Source organism: Leptospira selangorensis (genome assembly GCF_004769405.1).
GTDB classification, from domain to species: Bacteria; Spirochaetota; Leptospiria; order Leptospirales; family Leptospiraceae; genus Leptospira_B; species Leptospira_B selangorensis.
Genome location: NZ_RQES01000005.1, coordinates 55304 through 75507 on the forward strand (window position 1 = coordinate 55304; position 20204 = coordinate 75507).

General features: G+C 39.4%; 19 protein-coding genes and 1 pseudogene. 9 read left to right on the plus strand and 11 right to left on the minus strand.

All coding sequences use genetic code 11. The features are described 5' to 3' along the window. Positions 1-165: 165 nt before the first annotated feature. A complete protein-coding gene (locus EHO58_RS01830; RefSeq protein ID WP_135628476.1) occupies positions 166-567 on the minus strand; it encodes a hypothetical protein in 402 nt (133 codons plus the stop codon). 352 nt (positions 568-919) lie between these two features. Here EHO58_RS01830 and EHO58_RS01835 point away from each other — a divergent pair, with 352 nt between their 5' ends. Further along, complete coding sequence (locus EHO58_RS01835) at positions 920-1216, plus strand: DUF433 domain-containing protein (protein ID WP_135678277.1); 297 nt, start codon at positions 920-922, stop codon at positions 1214-1216. 59 nt (positions 1217-1275) lie between these two features. Here EHO58_RS01835 and EHO58_RS01840 read toward each other — a convergent pair whose 3' ends face one another. The 6 genes from EHO58_RS01840 to EHO58_RS01865 form a co-directional block, all read right to left on the minus strand. Further along, positions 1276-1803 (minus strand): NuoI/complex I 23 kDa subunit family protein, encoded by a 528-nt coding sequence (locus tag EHO58_RS01840; protein ID WP_135627989.1) that lies wholly within the window; start codon positions 1801-1803, stop codon positions 1276-1278. After that, positions 1790-3244 (minus strand): NADH-quinone oxidoreductase subunit G, encoded by a 1455-nt coding sequence (locus tag EHO58_RS01845; protein ID WP_135678278.1) that lies wholly within the window; start codon positions 3242-3244, stop codon positions 1790-1792. Before EHO58_RS01845 ends, EHO58_RS01840 begins: the two co-directional genes overlap by 14 nt. 146 nt (positions 3245-3390) lie before the next feature. Beyond that, entirely contained in the window at positions 3391-4536 is a 1146-nt protein-coding gene (gene aroC / locus EHO58_RS01850; protein ID WP_135627987.1) for a chorismate synthase, read from the minus strand. Between the two features lie 72 nt (positions 4537-4608). Beyond that, positions 4609-6096: an HD-GYP domain-containing protein gene (locus EHO58_RS01855; protein WP_135678280.1), complete on the minus strand. Its 1488-nt coding sequence runs from the start codon at positions 6094-6096 to the stop codon at positions 4609-4611. A gap of 144 nt (positions 6097-6240) precedes the next feature. After that, positions 6241-7734, minus strand: coding sequence for an HD-GYP domain-containing protein (locus EHO58_RS01860; protein WP_135627985.1), 1494 nt, complete (start codon positions 7732-7734; stop codon positions 6241-6243). 123 nt (positions 7735-7857) lie between these two features. Further along, entirely contained in the window at positions 7858-8469 is a 612-nt protein-coding gene (locus EHO58_RS01865; RefSeq protein ID WP_135627984.1) for an ACT domain-containing protein, read from the minus strand. Positions 8470-8735: 266 nt separating this feature from the next. Here EHO58_RS01865 and EHO58_RS01870 point away from each other — a divergent pair, with 266 nt between their 5' ends. Together EHO58_RS01870 and EHO58_RS01875 are read left to right on the plus strand one after the other, a co-directional pair. Next, positions 8736-10613, plus strand: coding sequence for an ABC transporter ATP-binding protein (locus tag EHO58_RS01870; protein WP_135678282.1), 1878 nt, complete (start codon positions 8736-8738; stop codon positions 10611-10613). Between the two features lie 4 nt (positions 10614-10617). Then, complete coding sequence (locus EHO58_RS01875) at positions 10618-11016, plus strand: SET domain-containing protein (protein WP_135627982.1); 399 nt, start codon at positions 10618-10620, stop codon at positions 11014-11016. Here the strand turns inward: EHO58_RS01875 and EHO58_RS01880 are convergent. Continuing rightward, on the minus strand, positions 11013-13058 hold the full coding sequence (locus tag EHO58_RS01880; protein WP_135627981.1) for a sigma-54-dependent Fis family transcriptional regulator: 2046 nt from the start codon (positions 13056-13058) through the stop codon (positions 11013-11015). The genes EHO58_RS01875 and EHO58_RS01880 overlap by 4 nt on opposite strands. Positions 13059-13400: 342 nt before the next feature. On the opposite strand from EHO58_RS01880, the gene EHO58_RS01885 reads away from it, so the two are divergent. From EHO58_RS01885 to yihA, 5 genes and pseudogenes are all read left to right on the plus strand, one after another. After that, positions 13401-15329, plus strand: a complete 1929-nt coding sequence (locus EHO58_RS01885) for a GAF domain-containing SpoIIE family protein phosphatase (RefSeq protein ID WP_135678284.1) — start codon at positions 13401-13403, stop codon at positions 15327-15329. 2 nt (positions 15330-15331) lie between these two features. Then, positions 15332-15643, plus strand: coding sequence for a PP-loop family protein (locus EHO58_RS19770; RefSeq protein ID WP_135678286.1), 312 nt, complete (start codon positions 15332-15334; stop codon positions 15641-15643). Between the two features lie 41 nt (positions 15644-15684). Continuing rightward, positions 15685-15888: pseudogene (locus tag EHO58_RS19775) on the plus strand (PP-loop family protein); the annotation flags it as partial. Next, on the plus strand, positions 15877-16584 hold the full coding sequence (gene tilS, locus EHO58_RS01895; protein WP_244241066.1) for a tRNA lysidine(34) synthetase TilS: 708 nt from the start codon (positions 15877-15879) through the stop codon (positions 16582-16584). The pseudogene EHO58_RS19775 and the gene tilS, both read left to right, overlap by 12 nt. A gap of 15 nt (positions 16585-16599) precedes the next feature. Beyond that, positions 16600-17274 carry a ribosome biogenesis GTP-binding protein YihA/YsxC gene (yihA, locus tag EHO58_RS01900; RefSeq protein ID WP_100722303.1) on the plus strand — a complete coding sequence of 225 codons (675 nt, stop codon included), beginning with the start codon at positions 16600-16602 and terminating at the stop codon, positions 17272-17274. A 2-nt stretch (positions 17275-17276) separates the two neighbouring features. On the opposite strand, the gene EHO58_RS01905 is transcribed toward yihA, so the two are convergent. The 3 genes from EHO58_RS01905 to EHO58_RS01915 all read right to left on the minus strand — a co-directional run bounded on the left by EHO58_RS01905 (position 17277) and on the right by EHO58_RS01915 (position 19499). Beyond that, positions 17277-17981: a hypothetical protein gene (locus EHO58_RS01905; RefSeq protein WP_135678288.1), complete on the minus strand. Its 705-nt coding sequence runs from the start codon at positions 17979-17981 to the stop codon at positions 17277-17279. A gap of 77 nt (positions 17982-18058) precedes the next feature. Next, positions 18059-18418 carry a PilZ domain-containing protein gene (locus EHO58_RS01910; protein WP_135627976.1) on the minus strand — a complete coding sequence of 120 codons (360 nt, stop codon included), beginning with the start codon at positions 18416-18418 and terminating at the stop codon, positions 18059-18061. Between the two features lie 142 nt (positions 18419-18560). Beyond that, positions 18561-19499: an MBL fold metallo-hydrolase gene (locus EHO58_RS01915; RefSeq protein ID WP_135627975.1), complete on the minus strand. Its 939-nt coding sequence runs from the start codon at positions 19497-19499 to the stop codon at positions 18561-18563. 49 nt (positions 19500-19548) lie between these two features. Between EHO58_RS01915 and trmB the strand changes: the two genes are divergently transcribed. Then, positions 19549-20196, plus strand: coding sequence for a tRNA (guanine(46)-N(7))-methyltransferase TrmB (trmB, locus tag EHO58_RS01920; RefSeq protein ID WP_135678290.1), 648 nt, complete (start codon positions 19549-19551; stop codon positions 20194-20196). The last annotated feature ends 8 nt before the right edge of the window (positions 20197-20204 follow it).

Consider the following 20204-nt stretch of genomic DNA (forward strand, 5'->3'; position numbering starts at 1 on the left):
AACGACAGGGTAATATAAGCGTCTTAATTCTCACTTATTTTCGTAACGAGATAATATAATTTCTGAAATAAATAAAATTTTTATTTATTAGGCTCGTTCGAATTCAACGAGTAAAGTTTGTTCTATATTTTAAAAAGAAGAGGGCTCGAATTACTAAAGGGATGATTAAGGCTTGCGGCCTTTCTTCTTTGGAGAAGCAGCTTTTAGATTTTTAGAATCTGTTTCTTTACTCATCCGTATCAATTGAGGTCCCATAAATTTTAGGAATTCTTCCAAGAAGGTAACGAATCCTTTAGAACCTCTGTTCTCGCTTATAAAAATTAAGATCCGACGAATTGCAGGATCTTCAGTTAAATCACCAAGTGCAGTTTCGTGAATATTCTTCTTATCTTTGTCTAGAAATGCTTTTAGCTCCAAACGAAAGAATAAACAAAGATTGATAAAATCGTGAGTGAGTAATCTGGATTCTCCCCTCTCTATTTTTCCTAAAAGATTAGGATTGAATGGAACTCCGTATTCTTTTTTAAGAGCATCTGCAAGTTCCTTTAAAGAGAGACCTTTCTCCATCCGGCAATATCGGAAGACATCGCCTATTTTAACGTAAATTGATTCGATGGAGCCGTTTTCCATATTTTGAACGTCTTAAAAACGTTTAGAATAGAATATGATCTGCAAAGCGGCTCTGCTTCGAATCGAATTCTTTTTCTAAGGATTGACTTGGCTCGATTTATACTGAATTTTTTATTCTAGGAGTATTTTTGTTACTCTTTTGAATTTTATAGTTCTTATATTACTTTAGGAATTTTTCTAAATATTGTTCATTCCCTAAATCTTACGGATTATTTCTTTTCTAGGAAAAATTTCAGACTCCAGAATTTAAGATTCAAAATTTGGTTTGGAGCTTTGTTGTATAATTAGAATGGAAACAGATACAAAAGAACTAGACCGTATTATCTCTCATCCTTCCATCTGTGGGGGGAAACCAGTCATCCGGGGAACCTCTATCCGAGTTTTAGAAATACTAGATATGATTTTTTTAGGATTCGGATATCGTGAAATCCTAAACGAATATCCGAATATTAAGGTTCTGGATATTGAAGCATGTTTGGAATACGCTTCTAAAAGATTACATTCTCCGATACTAGATAAAGCAAATCGAGAACTTCCTAGAGAATTTGCTTCGGAAATAAGGGATGCTGACCGGAGAGTTTCTTAAAAATCTGGGGCAGTTTTGAAGCCCGCGAAGCGGGCTTTGAAAAGTGAAAGGTCGGAGAATTAGAGTCTTTCTCCTAAGATCGGTCCTCCGACTTTTTGCATCATTCTTTCTTTAGTTAAGATCAGATCTTCTCTATTGTCCGCGGCCATCTCAGCAGGACCATCCAAATAGATTGCACCTTTAGGGCATGCCTCTTCGCACATTCCACAGAATATACAACGTAATAGATCTATTTCGAACTTCTTAGCAAACTTATCTTCCGGATGAAGATGCTGAAGTTCAGGTGTTACATGTCCCGCTTCTATCTTGATAGCGTCCGCAGGGCAGATCCACATACAGCAGAAACAGCTGGTACATCTTTCTCTACCCAGCTCATCACGCTTCATGGTATGCATTCCACGGAAACGATTAGAGAACTTTCTTTTCTTCTCAGGAAATTCTAATGTGACTGCACCTTTTAGAAAAGCTGCTTTGATAAAATGTTTCAGAGTGATCCAAAGACCATTCGCAATCGAATAGGAATATAATCTTTGGTACCAAGCGGGCTTATGTTTTGCCGCTACATTAATTACATTAACGGTTCCCAACGGCTGCCTCTCTAGTGTTAGAACGTAATTCTATGGTTTTCTTTTCCAATAAGGAGAAAATTTCTGCAGAGCTTGATAAACCTTTTGGTGCTTCCATAGATTTATTAAAGTCCTGGGTCCATCCCTTCTTATTCGTAAAACTTCCGCTTTGTTCCGAATATGCTTTGATAGGTACGGAATATTTTGCCTTAGTCACATCTTCCGTAAGATTCGTTTCTAAGACTACTATAGATTCGGAAGGAACACCAGCTAAGATTTCGGAAACTTTTTCTTTGATTACAAAGATCAGATCGAATTCACCTTTTGCCGCTGCAGATCGAATGGAATCTATCCCTTCTGTAGAAACAAAGCCAGAGTCTACAGCACCTTTAGTGTTCGGCCTTTTGTCAGTAGTGTATTGGAAATCAATTTGTTCAGGTTCTTTGTATTGTTCAGAACTTACTCTTGCTTCAGTTACGAACGCAACTCCCAGCTTAGATAAGGTTTCTTTGATTGATTTTAAGTTCTGATCTGACTCGTGAGCTCCACCGATTACCGCTATTTTTTTAGATCTGGAAATTTTTTCGGAAATCTCATCCAAAACAGTGGAGCTAGTACTTGCTTCTCCGTTTTTGTAGAAGGAGAACAATCTGTTGGTATTCAACCAATCCACATTGAATCTTCCTTTATCACAAAGAAAATACTGGTCCTTCTCCTCGTCTATACGAGGCATATAACGGAACATTTTGTTGTCCCTTACGTTTGTATAAGTTTTACAACCCGTGCTACATCCAGGACATACCGATTCTTCGGATTTATACCACCAAACCCTGGACTTAAATAATGTTTTATGATTTAATAATGCTCCAACTGGGCAGATATCCGCAAGTGCGCCTTGATAATTATGATTGATAGGTTCTTCTTTTGCAAGACCTATAATAGAATGATATCCTCTTTCGAAGAGTCCAAGGTTGGATTCCCCCACCATTTCTTCTTCAAAACGGACGCAACGATAACATACGATACAACGATTATGATTGATGATCAGGTTGGAGCCGATCTCTTCCTGAGGAATATTCCTTTTTTCTAATGTGAATCTGGAATTTCCTTTTCCTTCTTTGAAAGAATTGTCTTGGAGTTGGCATTCTCCAGCCTTATCGCAGACGGGGCAGTCCAATGGATGGTTCGCGAGTAGGAATTCCATCGTTCCTTCTCTCGCTTCTTTCACTCGATCACTCTTAGTGACGATAGAAAGTCCTTCGGTAACTTTAGTATTGCAAGCTACTTGTAAACGGGGAATCCCTTCTATCTCGATGAGGCACATACGACACATGCCCACCACCGATAATTTAGGATGATAACAGAAAAACGGAATATCCACTCCGGCATCTTTAGCTGCGGATATCAGATTTTTTTTCTCGTCGACCTCGTATTCGATCCCGTCTATCTTTATCTTGACCACTCGAACCTCCGTTTTTCTAAACAAACCAGGGCGCCAAATTTCATTTGAAACGTACTATTGAAAGTTGGCAACCCGTTTCTAGATCGTAGGAATGTGAGAGCCTGTCTCAGGTTCTTGAAGTCCGCCTAGCAGACTAAGAGACAAATTCAGAGTTTTAAATCCTTGTAATAATCCGGAACTTTTGCCCATTTTTGGAACCACTGAGGATTCATCGCCCTTTGGTAGAGATATGCATCTACTAGAACCAGGTTTATAGCTGCCTCTACAATCGGAACCGCTCTAGGTAGAACGCATGGATCATGCCTGCCTTTCGCTTCCAATGTAGTTTCTTTTCCGTCGATATTTACAGTATTTTGTTTTTTGAAAATGGTAGAAGTAGGTTTAAACGCAGCTCGGACTACTAAAGTTTCTCCGTTGGAGATCCCACCCTGGAGTCCTCCGGAATTATTTGTGCGAGTGCGAACTCTTCCACTTCCTTCTTCTACATAAAACTCGTCGTTATGAGTGCTTCCGGTTAGAAGAGTTCCAGAAAATCCGGAACCAACTTCGAAACCTTTACACGCAGGAATAGAGAGAATTGCCTTTGCTATGTCCCCATCCAGTTTGTCGTAAACTGGGTCTCCAAGACCTGGAGGAAGATTATAAGAAGCAGAACGGATGATCCCGCCTACGCTGTCTCCCGCTTCCTTCATTTCTAAAATGAGAGAGCGCATTCTGTCTGCAGCCTGTGGGTCAGGGCAACGGACCTCGTTTACATCTACTTCTTCTCTGGTTCCCGGATATTTGTTTTCTGCAATTTCAGAAGAGATAGTACCAATTGTATCCACCCAAGCGACTGTTTTAACTCCCAGATCATCTTCTAAGATCATTCTGGCAATCGCACCTGCGGCTACTCTTGCAATTGTTTCACGCACGGAGGATCTTCCTCCTCCTACGTGAGCACGGAAACCGTATTTGGTTTGATATGTATAATCTGCGTGAGAAGGACGGAAAGTTTCCCTTAGATTTTCGTAATCTTTGGAGATCGTGTTCTGATTGTTTACGATCAATGCGATCGGACTTCCGATCGTTTTTCCTTCAAAAACCCCGGAGAGAACTCGAACAGTATCCGATTCATCTCTTGGAGTAGTGAGTTTACTCTGTCCCGGTCGTCTTCTGTTTAAATCCTTTTGGATCTCATCCAAACGGATCGGAATTCCAGCAGGAACTCCTTCAACAACAACTCCCACGGCCTCGCCATGAGATTCTCCGAACGTACTAACTTTGAATATTTTACCCCAACTGGAAGGCATACAGTACCAGAAAACAGGAGACCACCAACGGAAGAAAGTAGGATTCCAATATGGGGCGGAAAAGAGAATCGTTTACGCGACAGATTTCGGAGCTGTTTTGCGATAACTTCGATCAATCAGATCGAACAAAGGTGGATCCAATTCAGGATCGATCGAATAAATCACCCTTCTTGGGTCCACTGCATTGGCTAGATTGAAGACCGCCTTTCTAATATCAGGTTGGAAAGTTTTACGATCATAACCTACAATCTTAAGTTTTCCTTTATTCGAGAAAACAGGTCTGATTGTTCCAACTCTTTCTAGAAGAGGGCGAGTTTGATTTTTGTTAATCTCTCGAATAACACAAGTCTCAAAGTGGATCTTATGCTGAGAATCCGTAGACACTACGATCACATAGTCTCCCACATTCAGAACACTTTTGTTCTCGCATAAGCTCAGAGCCATAAAATCGAAAAATTCCTTAACCACTCTTTCATTATATGAGAAAAAGCTATTATTCAAGATCAACTTCATTGCAGTAATAGGAGAATATGCCGATCGCCAATGTTGCTCGCTGCTGAGTGATGCAAATTCTCCCGCGATGGAAATGATCGCAGGATCATCTTCACTATAAGAGTTATTTTGTAGAATATACAATTGTCTCTGCATATCTTCTACAAGCACACTTCTAGAAGGGTCGTTCTTATATTTTTCGTAATATTCCCCTAGTCGTTTCACTAGGAATGTTGTAGAAGGATAATTATTATTTAATCCTTCTCCTCTGTATGGTCTATGACTGTTTAATACCGCGGTTTTTACAGGGCTTTGGATAGAAGCCATATTTCCGATCATCAAATAACTAATGATTGGATGATTTTTTACATATTCGAATTCTTCAGTGCTTAGGTTTCCATGTACTGGAAATTTCATTCTGACCTTGCCTATATCTACCATATAAGCTGCCATCATCAGATTCAATTGTTGCGCCTTAGAATTCTCACTATCCTTAATAGAGATGGCCTTCAAACTACGAAGTTTCATTGCCATAGAGATTACAGTTCTTTTAGTCAGAACTTCGGAGTCAGTTTCAACTCCGGCGGATTTCATAACTTCAATTACGTTAACTAAACCTAATTCAACGTCTTGGCTATTCGCAAAATCATCTAAGATCCCGTCGATCGCCTTCGCAACATTCTTCACATGATTTCCGTTTAAAGGATAATCTCTCAAATCTTTGAGAAGATCGGAAGCCTGTCTTGCCATCTGCAAGGTAAGATCAGGATTCACTAATTTGATAAAAGAAACTTTTTTGCCGTTTACCGAGTCGGGTTGTTCTACTTGGATCCCTACTTTATGCCTTTCGGATAGAAGGTAGTAAATTCCCTGAAGTTCAAACTTTTGCAGTTTGTTAATATCCGCTTCGCTAGCACTGTCTTTGCGATGGATTAAGATCTGTCCGTTCTTGTTGTAAAAGTCGACCGGGATGGACTGACTTTCCTTAAACTGCCTAATTACCTCTGCATTGAACTCAAATCTTTCAAGCCTGAGAGGGTCGATTGGGCCACTTTGAAATTGAGTCATAGTAAAAATCCATACGCATTACCGGAGGGCCGAAAATATAAACCCGAAGTATATAACGTTTAAGTAAGATATATGTTTAGTAACAAAGAAATGATTCAACCTTACGAGCAGGCAAGAATAAATTTCCGAAATTGTGTCAATCGCTTAAGAAACAGGCGCTTTCGAGGCGGAATCCGAATCAGAAGAAGTCCTAGAGGGATACGTTTCCCTTACTTTCCGATCCAACGAGTCAAAAAACTCAGGATCGATTTCCGGATCCACTAGATAGATGATCCTTCTAGGGTCAGCATTACGTTCCAAATTAAATATCGCTCTTCTTCTGTCCACGGTCAAGCTCCCCATTTCGAAGCCTGAGATCCTGACCTTTCCGTTATTTGCAAACTTCGGTCGGATGGTTCCGATCCTTTCCAACATCGGTCGGATCGAATTTTTATGAGAATCCTTAATAATACAGATCTCGAAGAATACCTTACGATTCGAATCCTGAGAAGCTACAATAACATAATCTCCGATCTTCACGAACGGCTGGTTATCGCATAAGGATAGGCCCACATGATCGAAAAAGTCTTTGAGAGTTTTTTCGTTATAAGCAAAAAAACTATTATTCAAGATCAGTTTCATTGCCTTGAGACCGTCCATCGGTTCTCTCCAAGGCTGAGGAGTGGTTAAAGAAGCAAATTCACCGGCAATAGAAAGTATCCCGATATCTTCGTAAGAGATCGCGTTAGTGAGAATAGACTTAACTTGTCTTTGGATATCAGTAGCTAAAAGATTTTTGCGAAAATCATCTTTGTACTTTTCTCTATAACCTTGGAGCTTTTGAACTAATGGTTTGGTTTGGGGATAATTATTATTCATCCCTTCTCCACGATGAGGTCTATGGTGATTTAGAACTACTGATTTGACCGGATCTTCGATCTCAGGAAGGTTAGCGATCATTAAGTAACTGATGATCGGATGGTTTTTGATGTATTCCAACTCTTCCGGTTTTAGATTCGCGTGAGTCGGTATCTTCATCTGAGTATAACCGATGTCCGCGAGATAAGAAGCCATCATCAGATTCATCTGCTCTGTCTTCTTCTGATCCATATCTACTTTGGTAAAAACCTTTGCGGCCCTCACCTTCAATGCCATTGCTATCACAGTTCTTTTAGTGAGAACTTCCGAGTCCACAGGCATTCCGGCGTTCTTCATAACTTCTATAATATTGACTAGGCCGGTCTCCATATTCGGAGAAGATTTAAAATCGTCTAGGACTGCGTTAATGGATTTATTAATCTCTTTAACATGTTCTCCGTTTAATGGGAACTTTTTGATATCGGATAATAGATCAGTTGCTCCTCTGGACATATCCAAAGTGAGTGTTGGATTAATAAGTTTATCGAAAGAAGGATCTAAGGAACCTTTTTTAGCAGAGCCTGGATGGATCTTAGCAATCTCAGCTGTTAAAAAATAGATCCCTTGTTTTTCGAATTTTTGAAGACGACTGATATCGTCTCCGGTGGCCATATCCTTTTTATGAATCAGGATCTGTCCGTGTTTATTATAAAAATCGACAGGTATAATTCTATTTTCTCGAAAGTGTTGGATCACTTCTTCCGTAAAATCGAACTTTTGTAAATCTCTGGCTGCGTCCATCGTAAGGTGGAAGGAACTCCTGGATAATAATATCGGCAAATCGATCCAATGAATCGAATCATTCCGATACCATAATACGTCTCTTTATGGGTTTAATAGTTTGGACGTTTCAAATTTGCCCGATCAAACTTGATTTAGGCTACTTTGTAGAATATATCTACGGATTCTTTCTTCTGTGGAGCTGCCAGCGAACCCAAGGTCTGTACGAGAGTCGGTTAGTATGAATGTGTCCTGGGCTTTTAAGGACTTACCGTCTGTTCTAACTTCGCCAGAGAGAATATTGATCCCCAGATCCTTCAAAACTCCGGTAACAAAGTATAATAATCCTTTTCTATCCGGGGCTTCTAAGTAGAACTTTGTAGCAGAATTGCCTGGTAAATCCTCAAACTCCAATTGAGAATCTTGTCCTAGATAAAATGTATTTCGAATATCTATTTCACTTGAGGTTTGGATCATCTCTTCCAACGCATTATCATCGGAAAAGACAGAGGACATTAAGATTCCTAGTTTGGATGCCTTGATTTTAGAATCTGTTTCAGGAGATCTAAGAAGAAATTCATCGTAGCTGATCATGGAGTCGCCGTCTTTGATTGTGCGAATATCTCCGGAAAGGATCTCGAATCCCATAAAGAACATCGCCTTCACCATTTTATGAAGTGTTCCTGGGGCAGTTTCAGAAGTCTTGAGAGTAACTCTATAGACTCCGTATTCTTCTTTGTAGTTAAATTCTATCATGGTTTCCGCTTTCCTACAAAGCCTGCATATTCTCTGAAAAATAACACTCAAAAACCCGAGTTTTTGAGGAATGTTTTCGAAGTCTAAATGAGTAGTAGCTCCTTTTTCAATATTCTGTCTCCTAAAATTTTTCATCAATGAGACAGAAGTTAGAGGAAAATCCGCTGCTACCGAATATACGCGGAAAGCCCTCCCGAATATACTGGGGAAATCGGAGAATTTTTTTTACTAACCGATACGCCCTTCTTCCCGCTGGGGATACATATATGACAAATAAACAGAAATTTACCGAAGGATTTAAATTCGGAAAAGCACAAGCGACGTATTCTAACTCAAAAACAGCCGGACCGAAGGTTCCTCAAGGAAGCCAGGCTGCTAGAGGCTCTTATTCTTCTTCTTTAGGACCAAGCTTTGGGGGAAATGAACCTTCTTCCGAATCTCCTTTTTTAGTTCTTCTTGGGTTAGGCAGATATTTTAAAAATTATAAAGTACGATTGGGGATCGTTTTAGGCCTTCTTTTTACCGAAATCATCGTTTATTCTGCGATCCCTTTCTCTTTTAAGTTTTTGATCGACGAAGCTTTAATCGGGAAGAATGAAACAGTTCTTTATATCACTGGAGCACTTCTAGTCGGAGGCACGATCTTAATCACTGCTGCCGGAACTGTTCGCGACTATTTATATAATTGGGTCTCCGCTCGTGCCATAAGAGATATGAGAGAAGAGTTATTCATTCACTTACAAAGAGTGAATCTGGACTTTTATGCAAATACTCGTCTAGGTGATGTTCTCGCAAGATTTTCAACCGATTTGTCTGCCTTAGAAAACGCAGTACTTGCATTAATTCCTTGGGGAATTTCTCCATTACTCGAAGCAATCTTTGGAACTGCATTATTATTCGCTTTGGATTGGAAGTTAGGTGCAATTGCAACTTTGATCTGGCCGATCACTTTTTTAGGACCTGTATTCTTCTCCACTAGATCTACTGCGGCAAGTTACGAAAGAAAGATAGAAGAAGCCAAGGTCCTCACCGCTGTTGAAGAATCTATCTCCGCTCAGAATCTGATCCGAGTTTACGATCTGGATGGAGCTTTCTGGGATAAATTTAAAGGAAACTGTGAGAAACTATTTCATGTTTCCTTAAGATTAGGACTAACTAATTCTTATTTGGAACGTTCCGCTTCCGGTGGAATTCTTCTTTTACAAGCAGTACTTTTAATTTCGGGTGCATGGTTTGCATTCCATGGAATGGTGAGTGTGGGAGCTTTAGCGGCTTTTCTTCCTCCATTCTTGAATTTGTCTTATTCTCTACTCTATGTGTCCCAGTATTTCCCTACTATGAACCAAGCAAGCGGTTCCGCTCGGAGAATATTAGAGATCTTAAGAACTCCTACTTTTGAATCGGAAGGAGGAGAACCTCCATTTGCACCTTCTGAATTACAAAATTCTATCAAGCTAGAAGATTTACATTTCCGTTATAAAGGTAGAACTAAGAATCTAAGCGGAGTAAACCTGGAGATCAAAAAAGGAACTTATACAGTAATCCTTGGACAAAGTGGTTCCGGAAAAAGTACCATTCTGAAATTCATCCTAGGAATGATGGAACCGAACCAAGGAAAAGTTTCTTTGGACGGGATTGCAATGGAGAAGATCCGTTTAGACGCACTTCATTCCATGATCGGGATCGTATTCCAAGATACTTTCTTATTCCATACTAGCATTCTTGAAAATATTCGTATGGGACGTCCGGACGCAACTCCTGAAGAAGCGATCGAGGCGGCAAAACTCGCAGAGATCCATGAATTCATTTCCGCACTTCCTGATGGATACGAAACAATCGCTGGAGACAAGGGTTCTAAACTTTCCGGCGGAGAAAAACAAAGGATCGCTCTTGCAAGAGCCTTAGTACGTAATCCTCAAATTCTGCTATTGGATGAGGCCACTTCCGCTTTGGATCCGATCACAGAAGCAAGGATCTTAAAAACTCTCCAAAAATTGAGAGAGGGAAGAACGATCGTTTCCGTGACCCATAGATTGACAGGTTTGCATGCAGCAGACCAAGTAGTGGTCTTAAAAAATGGAAGTCTGGAACCTTATCCTTCTCCGGAAAATGATTCACTTTCCGCGGCCGCAATCGGATTATAGAAATATGCTGAAAGTACCGACTTACGTTTCCGAGTCTCCAATAGGAGGCCTTGGGGTTTTCGCAGGTAGAGATATTGAAGAAGGTGAACTCGTGTGGGAGTTCCATCCTAAAACCGTTTGGACCTTAACAGAAAAAGAAGTGCAAGCTCTTCCGGAAAGACTCCAAAGTCTGATCTATACATATTCATATTTGTTTGAAGGACAATGGTATTTCTGCGTGGATAATTCCCGCTTCATGAACCATAGCGATCAAGCAAACACATTAGAAGATAAAACTGGCGTCCAGGGAGAAAGTAATCCTTCGGGAAGGGACAGAGCTGTCCGCAGGATCCTAAAGGACGAAGAATTAACCTGTAACTATAAACAATTTGATCAGAACTGGAAGGAAAAACTTCCTTCTTAATAATCTATTTTAAGATCTTTGATCTTCTTATCTAAAGTGTTTCTGTTGATTCCTAGAAACTTGGCAACCCTGGTCTTGGTGTATTTGAATTTTTTCATCGCATACTTGATCAGTCTTGCTTCAACTTCTCCCACTACAACTTCCATAGCTCTTCCATCCAGCGCATCTAAATGAGCAGGAGAGAACTTGGAACTTGCAACTTCGGAAGAAGCTTCCGGATCCACACCAACTTCCACATCTTCTCCCTCATCTCCGTAAAGTATACGTCCACTGATCTCTGAGAAGTCCTGGATATCCAACATTTCTAATTGAGAAAGTACGACGGCTCTTTCAATCACGTTCTCTAATTCACGAACGTTACCAGGCCAGCTATAGCTCATCAAAAGTTTGTGAGCTTCTCTAGTGATACCTTTGATCTTCTTAACGTTCTCAGAAGTGTATTTGGTGATGAAGTGATTGATCAGAAGAGGAATATCTTCCGGTCTTTCACGAAGAGGTGGAGTCAACATATTGACTACGTTCAAACGATAATATAAGTCAGCTCTAAATAATTTTTGAGAGATGAGTTCTTCCAGATCCGCGTTAGTCGCAGCTATAATCCTAACATCGATTTTCTTAGGTTTAACCGAACCTACTGCTTCTATTTCTTTTTCTTGAAGAACTCTCAAAAGTTTGGATTGAAGATTGAGATCCATTTCTCCAATCTCATCCAAGAAGATGGTACCAGTATCGGCCATCTCAAACTTTCCTTTTTTATCAGCAACCGCACCGGTGAATGATCCTTTTTTATGACCGAATAATTCAGACTCTAAAAGATTTTCAGGAATAGCAGCACAGTTGATCTTGATAAAAGGTTTATCACCCCTGGAAGAGTTATAATGGATTGCAGATGCGATCATCTCTTTTCCGGTTCCGGACTCTCCAGTAATCAAAACCGACGCACGAGAATCGGAAACAAGTTGGATCATTTCGAAAAGTTTTTCCATAGACTTGGACTTTCCGATCAAAGAACCGAATTTGTACTTATTCTTAAGTTCTCGTTTTAATAAGATGTTCTCTCTAGAGATCTCACGTTTTTCTTCATCGATCAGTTTTTGAATACGGATCGCTTGGTAAATTACGGAGGCGACTACTTGAAGGAAGTCTAAATACGTTTTAAGATCCACGTATTTTTTATGAACGAAGAATACGCTAACTACACCCAATACATCTGTATCAGATTTGATAGGTGCCGCAAGGAAACTAACGTTCTCAGGATTGTTTTTAAAATGGCTGGCATTTCCTAATCTATTCAGGAAATTTTCATCGCTTACTATCGATTCGACGATAACTGCTTCTCCGGATTCGTAAACTTTTCCGGTGACTCCTTCTCCAGGAAGATAAACTCCCTTCTCCATTTCCTCAGCGGTGAGTCCTGATGCTGCACTGAGTTTTAGTATATTCTTCTCAGAATCAAATAGAACGATGGAACCTCTTTCAAGGTTGAGAGATTTATCCAATCTATCCATCACATCATCAAAAATTTCTTGGAGAACTAAGGTAGAAGTTACAGTTCTAGAAATATCTATGAGTACTTGTTGGATCTTATTCTTCTGTTCCAACTGTCTGAAAGTTTGGAGGTTCTTAAAGATCTGAGCCGCCATATTGGCGAGAGTGGAAACGAGCTCAAGATACTCTTCAGAGAAAGCTTGCTTTCTGCTAGAGTCGAGAGAAATAACTCCGATCACCTCATCTTCTACGATCATCGGAACTGCAAGCTCTGAAAGAATATCGTCCTTAATAGAAATATAATGTGGGTTTTGGGTAACATCGTTAACGATCATTCCTTCGCCGGAAGCCGCAACAATACCAGTAATACCTTCTCCAACTCTAAGCTTAACTTTTGTACGAACAGAAGGGTTCATCCCTCTGAAAGTAACGATATCTAAAACCTCATCTCCCCTACTGATTAGCATGAGGGAACCGGAGCCGACCTCGCAAATTTGGATACATCTCTCCAAAATTAGATCCAGAAGACGATCTGGGTCTAAGGTCGAATTCATTGCGGTTGCCACTTCTTGTATGTGGCGGAGAGGGCTGGGTTTTATGTAACCGGACATCTGCTTAAAAAAGGTGCTGATTGATGATTTTGCGGTCAAGGAAAAAAACTTAAAATCCAAGCAACTCGCTTTGTTTCGAGGAAGGAATGCAGAATTTGCATCAGAATCTATTCAATCTCGCGATTTCAACGGACATAATATTACGAATGATCGATATACTTTCGAATTTTAGAATAAGATAAACTTCAAAATTTAGAACGAATTCTCGTTATCTGATGATTTTATTTGAAATGAGATGAAAACGTCTTTCCTCTAGTAAACATTTTCTTTACCATTTTTCTCCGGATGTCCTGCGTATTTTGCGGAGAATATTATCTTCCAGACGGAAAACTCAAAGATGGAAAATTTCTTTGTAATTCCTGCGGAAGAGAATGGATCTTAGAAAAAAGAAAACGAAATAGGATCAAACCTCCGGAAGTTCACGCATTATCGAACGAGATCTTATTAGAATTTCTTTCTCTATTTAATACTAGTCCGAATCTGGACGACCTTCTCCAAAATTTTACCAATCTAGCATTCAGAAAATTAAATCTTCCTGGGATCTCGGTCATGGTGTATGAACCAAGATTAGATCGTATCTTAGTAAAATCCTGCAAAAACAAAAAAGGCCCTGCTCTAGAAAAGTTAGCCTTTAGGATGGAGATTAAAAAAGGAGAACAGAACGGCCCTCTAGGACAAGCAATCGAAACTTGCAAATCGGTGTATTATAGATTTGATGAACAGCCTCATAAACAGATCAGACAATACGGCCGAGTAAATAAGGTAGAATCGGAACTTTCTGTTCCAATCCATTTAAAAAAAGAAGTATTAGGATTAATTAATGTAGATTATGAAAAGGACGATCCGGTCCAAGCGGAGAAAGATCGTTACTTTCTTGAATTGATCGCGAGTCAGTTTGCAACTACACTAAAAAACAGAATTCTTTTTGAAGTTTCTCAAACCCAATCCAGAAATTTTAGGAATCTTCACTCTGCCGCTTTAAAACTCAGTAGTTTGGGATTCAAGTACCGAACTGAAATTTTCAGGGTTATCCTTCTTTCCTTAACCGAATTTTCGGAAAGTAATCTATTTGTTCTAATAGAAAGGAAAATCGGCGAAGAAGGAAATACGATCTCTACGGAAGGATATATACTTATAGGAAGTCCAAGAGCACCCGAGATCAAACTGAATGTTCAATTAAAGGGAGAATGGAATATTCTTAAAAAACCTACAGAATCGGCGATATTAATGGATTCTACCGATTTAAAAGAATGGAAAACCTTAGGTAGTAACGGAAAGAAAAAACATCTGGCGATCTTACCTGTATTACGTTCCGACAATTCGGAGATTTGGATACTTCTCGCCAAAGAAGAAGAACTGCACTGGAGCCCGGAAGAAATAGACGTATTAAACGCATTCGCAGTCCAAGCAGGGATCTCAGTCCAAAACTTTCATCTATTCCACCAACGTGCAGAAAAAGAAAGATTAGATAAAGAAATAGAGATCGCTAGAGATTTACAAAGATCGTTACTTCCTAGAAAAATGCCGGATCATCCGAATTACGAATTCGGCGGGATCATGGTACCTGCAATTGGAGTTGGTGGAGACTATTACGATTTTATAACACATCCCACGAACAAAGAAACTTATGTTTGTATAGGCGATGTAAGTGGCAAAGGAGTTCCTGCCGGCATTGTGATGGCAACCGTTAGAACAGTGATCCATTCCCTAGTCAGAAAAAACCCAAGCCCTTGGGAGATTTTGCAAACGGTAAACACTTACCTATATCAGAATTATTTTAAGGATATCGTATCTCCTCGTTTCATGTCTTTGACCATTATTCATTGGGATCAAAATGAAAACCGTTTCGTATTTAGCGGCGGAGGTCAGGGAAATATCCTAGTTTATCGCAAAAAGGAAAATCGTTTGGAAGAAATTCCGACAGGAGGAGTGGTTTTAGGAATCGATCCTGATATAGACCATTTCGAAAATAGCGGGGAATTTTACTTAGAGCCTGGGGATTTTTTCCTGATGTTTACGGACGGGGTATGGGAAGCAATGGACCCTTCCGAAGACTTTTTCGAAATGGACCGTCTGCATAAATGTGTTTTTGAAGCCAGAAAAGAAAGTCTTCCTCTTCTCTTAGAAACCGTCTTAAAAAAGATAAAAAACTTTACCGGGGAACGGGAACAGACAGATGATATTACTTTAATAGGCGTAAAACGTTTAAAATAAAAATGAACGAAACATTAGAATCCATTTTTCAATCGGCTTGGTCTAGGTTAAAGAATTACCAAAACTTTATGAAAAGTAAACCTGCTGTGGTTGCTTTTTCCGGCGGAAAAGATTCTTCCTTACTTCTTCAATTCTACCTTTGGCTTCATAATAAAAATCTAATCTCTCATTTCCCGACAATTTATCATTTAGATCATTCTATCCGAGATAATGGCGAACAAGAATCCGACATCTTAAAATATATTCACTCTATAGCTCCCGATTCCACCTTTAAAAAAAAAACGTTCCGAAGTTTGCAACTAAGACAAAACTAAGCTTAGAAGAAGCAGGAAGAGTCCTCCGATTTAGAGACCTAGAAAAAATTTCCGAAAAGATAAACGGGTATATTGCAACCGGACATCATGCGGAAGATTATTTAGAAACAGTACTTTTACAACTCATCAGAGGTGGTGGTTGGAATTCTCTACGCACATTGGGAGTTTTAGAAAATAATAGATTCAGACCATTATTATTATTCGGAGAACAGGATCGTAAAACCGCATTAGCAATGGCAGATTGGCCCGTATTCGAAGATGAATCTAATCATTCTTCACGTTATCTCAGGAATAGGATCAGATCCGAACTTCTTCCTGTACTTTTGAAAGAAGGAGCGGATCCGGATAAAATTTTTCATAATTTTCACGATTCAGATACGCCTAGAAGCGGAACAACAAACCGCAAAGTAAACGAGGATGAGATTAGAACAGTATCCAGACGGATTTTGGAAGAAGAGCCTGCATCTATTTGTAAACAAGTTTTGGATTTACATTTAAAAAGTTTAGGCCTTCATCCGCTGAATTCTCAGTTTCTTGCGGACCTTCTTCATAACCTGGACAGAAAAGTTTCTTTTTCTCTCGAAAACAAAGAAGTTTGGTTTTGGAAAAGTGTTTCGTCAGATCTGTACATCTTACCCAAAACCGCTTCTTATTTGAAACCGTTCAGCTATAACTCTGACTCTTTCTTTTTGAAATGGAACGGTAAGACAAAAAAAATCCCAAAAAATTGCGAGCCGTCTAACGACGGAGAAGGAGAAAAAATCCTGCTTGGAGGAATCCATCGAGACGTTTCCGAAATCCTTAGAGAGAAAGAGATTCCGGTTCCGGTCAGAAAAATGCTACCCATTCTAAAACGGGAAGGGAAAACTGTATTGGTTTGTCTTCGTATGTGGGATGCCCGTTTGGATGATATTCGATCGGATGATTTCCAACAAGATTAGAGAGTCCAGAGGTTTATGGAAGAACTCCAAGAATTAAAGCCGGACCCATTCTTTAGAGAAGTTAGATTTCTGTCTTCTTATGCAGACGCTTCTAAAGTTCCTTCCAAAGGTATTCCCCATATCGCATTTGCAGGTCGTTCCAACTCCGGAAAGTCCAGATTATTAAACGCAATCGTAGAAAGAAAATCCTTAGCAAAGGTTTCTGCAACCCCAGGTAAAACTAAACTTCTTAACTTTTTCTTAGTTTCAAAATCTTTATTCTTAGTAGATACTCCAGGTTTCGGTTATTCCGCAAATTCTCATAAAGATCATGAGCAAATGATGGATCTTTTGATGAATTATCTGAACTCGGCCAAGGATCTAAAATGTCTGTTCTTATTATCAGATGCTCAGAGAGAACTACCTGACGAAGAATTGGAATTAATCGGTACCTGTTTCGAAAAAGGTACTAAACCTGTTTTAATCCGTACTAAAGTAGATAAACTGAATCAGTCTGAACTTTCCAAACTTAGAAAAAAAATGAAAAACATCCAAGGATTATATCCTATGTTAGAAATTGTTTTTGTTTCTCCTAAGTACGGAAAAGGTCTGCCTGAACTTAGAAAGATAATAGAGAACATGATGAAATCCTTGATCATTCCTCCGATGGAAGAAGACACGATCCCACAAGAGATCAACGAACAAGGTTAAAATTAAGCGTGAGCTTCTAAAAGATTACCGGCTGCGTTAATCGCATCACCGTGATATACTTGTCCCGCAAATTGGATCTGTTTTTGATTTAGTTCTTGGATTGTTTTTAAAGTCTCTTCTAAAAGAGCTTTCAGTTTTTCTTGGCTTAAAGCCATTTCCAACTTACGTTTTCTTTCAATGAGTTCCATATGGCGACGAGCTTCGTCTTCCGACTTTCTTTCCGGATCTTCATGAGAAGAAACCTGATTTTTATCCAATCGGTTCAATTCCAGATCGATATCGCGCAGTTCGGACATAAGTTCCCATTCTTTATCAGAGATAAGGTCAGAATGAGAAGCGGCTTCCTTCTTCTTAGCAGAATCAGCCTGTTTATCGGAATTCCCACCTTCTGCTTCGTTCACAGCTGATAGATCGGATTTTTTTTCTTCGGTTTTTTTGACTGTTGTCGCTCTGGTTTCCCCGGCAACTGCCACTAATTTCCCGTCTCTAAACTCGTATTCGATAGATACGTCTATGGATCTAAGCTCGGCATTATCTCGAATTGCTTCGTTGCGAAACTCCGCAACATGCGCTAGCTCATGAGAAATGACATGGAGTACAGAACTAGCCTGAGGCGCACTTTCCAGTTGCCCATGACCAATGTACTTAACCGAACTATCTTTCGGTCTTTCCATCATGGAAGAAGATTGTATAACTCCCAGGTTCATCCTATTATAAATGTCGGCCTGGCAAGCCTTGAGTTTAGAGTTTTGGAAAAAAATTCCTTTTACTTAATAGAAAAACGTTATCTGCAATGAGCTATCTTATTAAGTATCTCAAGTATCCCTGAGTCACAAAGATCGTGAAATACTATCGCATATCTTTGTCCCATATCGCTAACAGTTTTACGAATAACCTCTCCCGGTATCTCGCAGGTAAACATTGGTGACATAATCATAATTTTTTTACCAGGACTCCAATCCATATCTGAAAGAATGGATGCTCCTATCATAGATATATCCACTAGAATACCTTCGCTCCAATTTCCTCCCTCGAAAAGTTTAACCCGACTGTCTTTACGGAACCTTGTATAAAATCTTTGATCCGCTGGCAAATCAGGTGTTACCTTTTGGGAAGGATTAACCCCGATCTCTGTTCTTTGCATAGCCGGGAGAGCATACAGTACTAAGAAATATTTTAAAAGAAGATTTCTTTTGAAGATAAGATTCTTTCAAAAAATAAATTTAGAAGCGAAATAGATAGATTAAGAATAGATCTAAACATCTATTCTAATACTAATATTAAGATTATAAATGAAATATATCCGACTCTCTAGCTAGTACTATCTCGGAAAGGGCAGTTGATTGTTTTTCTTGATTGAACATTCGTATGATTTCTTCATCGGGATGATCTGGTTCATGATGAGTTAGAACCAGTTTATTCACACCCAGAACTTCTCCACATCGAACGGCTAATCTACCGGATGTATGGCCCCAACCGATCTTACGATCCGCTTCTTCAGAACTATACTGAGCGTCTATGATCAACATGTCAGGACTTCCGAATTTAGCGCGTAAATGTTCGAATTCCGAAAGATCCTCTTCTCGAACTTCTACATCTGTGCAGAATAAGAAACTTTTTCCATTCTCTTCTATATGATATCCAGTACAGTTGCCGGGGTGTTTTAAAAGGAAAGGAGTTACCTTAAAATCGCCAATCTCAACTGTTTGTTGTCTCTGAAGAAGAGTGAATGTTTTTTTGGACATCATCTCATCCAATGTGATCGGGAAGTTTTCAGGATTTTGTTGGCGATCGAATCTTTCTTTTAGGTTGGAAATGGTGGAATAAAAATCCACTTGAACACTTGGAATGTAACCAGGTTTAAAAAAAGGCCATCCTTGTATATGATCCCAATGAGTATGCGTCACTAAAATTTTGATAGTGCCGCCTTGAGCTATACCTTCTTTCAGAAGATCATTCCCTAGTTCTCTCATTCCGGAACCACAATCTATAATTAGTTTTTGGCCTTTTGTAGATTCAACATACACACAAGTGGTATTTCCTCCCACAGGGCGTAACAATTCCGGGCTTAAAGATTGTAAGAATGTAGGAACGGAGAAGGTTCCGTTCTTATGTTTGAATTCCCTATGAGCGGACTCTAGGATCTTTTCTAACTTTTCTCTGTATTCTGAACCGGAAAGCGGAGTAGGAAGAGATCCTCTTACTCCGTATAATTTTATTTTCACTGTATTAAATTAGACAACTAAGAGATTTGGTATTTGCAGGTATTCAGCGATGACATCGAATTTTCGTGAAAAACAATGGAAGATCGCTACTAGAATCCCCTTTACCTCTGATTATTTCTTAAAATTAAACCCGGGAAGTAAATTAAAAAAAAACGATTTGTTTCCCGAAGAATTCGGGACATATTATCTAGAGCTAGGTTCAGGTTGGGGAGAAGTCGCTGTTTCCTTGGCCAAACAGAATCCAAACACCGGTTTTATTCTCATGGAGAAAAAGGCGGATCGTTTACGTAAAACAATTCGTGATCTGAAAGAACAAGGTATCAAGAACGTTAAACTTCTTTCAGTGAACTTTAATTGGTTTTTAGAAGAAATTTTCGAATCAGGTATCTTCGACGAGATACTTCTGAATTTTCCGGACCCTTGGCCTAAACGTAGGCACCATAAACACAGAACTTTAAATCCCAGATTTCTGGATACGATCTATATTCTTTTAAAGAATAATGGAATATTCCATTTTGCGACTGATTACGGGCCTTACGCACGTAGAGGAATTCGTTTTTTTAGAGACGATCTTAGATTTAAACCCATCTCATCTGAATTTTCTCTCCAAAGAGCAAACTTCCCAATCTCCCATTTTGAGCAGGAAAAACGGGAGATTGGCTCCCGTATTTACTATTTGGATCGGGTCAAAATTTAAAACGATTT

What these genes read in the sequence shown, in the direction of transcription:
- yihA (WP_100722303.1), top strand. Translation starts at nt 16,600, where the DNA reads ATGGAAGAACTCCAAGAATTAAAGCCGGACCCATTCTTTAGAGAAGTT.
- EHO58_RS19770 (WP_135678286.1), top strand. Translation starts at nt 15,332, where the DNA reads ATGAACGAAACATTAGAATCCATTTTTCAATCGGCTTGGTCTAGGTTA.
- EHO58_RS01835 (WP_135678277.1), top strand. Translation starts at nt 920, where the DNA reads ATGGAAACAGATACAAAAGAACTAGACCGTATTATCTCTCATCCTTCC.
- EHO58_RS01865 (WP_135627984.1), bottom strand. Translation starts at nt 8,469, where the DNA reads ATGATAGAATTTAACTACAAAGAAGAATACGGAGTCTATAGAGTTACT.
- EHO58_RS01885 (WP_135678284.1), top strand. Translation starts at nt 13,401, where the DNA reads ATGTCCTGCGTATTTTGCGGAGAATATTATCTTCCAGACGGAAAACTC.
- aroC (WP_135627987.1), bottom strand. Translation starts at nt 4,536, where the DNA reads ATGCCTTCCAGTTGGGGTAAAATATTCAAAGTTAGTACGTTCGGAGAA.
- trmB (WP_135678290.1), top strand. Translation starts at nt 19,549, where the DNA reads ATGACATCGAATTTTCGTGAAAAACAATGGAAGATCGCTACTAGAATC.
- EHO58_RS01860 (WP_135627985.1), bottom strand. Translation starts at nt 7,734, where the DNA reads ATGGACGCAGCCAGAGATTTACAAAAGTTCGATTTTACGGAAGAAGTG.
- EHO58_RS01880 (WP_135627981.1), bottom strand. Translation starts at nt 13,058, where the DNA reads ATGAATTCGACCTTAGACCCAGATCGTCTTCTGGATCTAATTTTGGAG.
- EHO58_RS01830 (WP_135628476.1), bottom strand. Translation starts at nt 567, where the DNA reads ATGGAGAAAGGTCTCTCTTTAAAGGAACTTGCAGATGCTCTTAAAAAA.
- EHO58_RS01855 (WP_135678280.1), bottom strand. Translation starts at nt 6,096, where the DNA reads ATGACTCAATTTCAAAGTGGCCCAATCGACCCTCTCAGGCTTGAAAGA.
- EHO58_RS01910 (WP_135627976.1), bottom strand. Translation starts at nt 18,418, where the DNA reads ATGCAAAGAACAGAGATCGGGGTTAATCCTTCCCAAAAGGTAACACCT.
- tilS (WP_244241066.1), top strand. Translation starts at nt 15,877, where the DNA reads ATGGCAGATTGGCCCGTATTCGAAGATGAATCTAATCATTCTTCACGT.
- EHO58_RS01905 (WP_135678288.1), bottom strand. Translation starts at nt 17,981, where the DNA reads ATGAACCTGGGAGTTATACAATCTTCTTCCATGATGGAAAGACCGAAA.
- EHO58_RS01870 (WP_135678282.1), top strand. Translation starts at nt 8,736, where the DNA reads ATGACAAATAAACAGAAATTTACCGAAGGATTTAAATTCGGAAAAGCA.
- EHO58_RS01875 (WP_135627982.1), top strand. Translation starts at nt 10,618, where the DNA reads ATGCTGAAAGTACCGACTTACGTTTCCGAGTCTCCAATAGGAGGCCTT.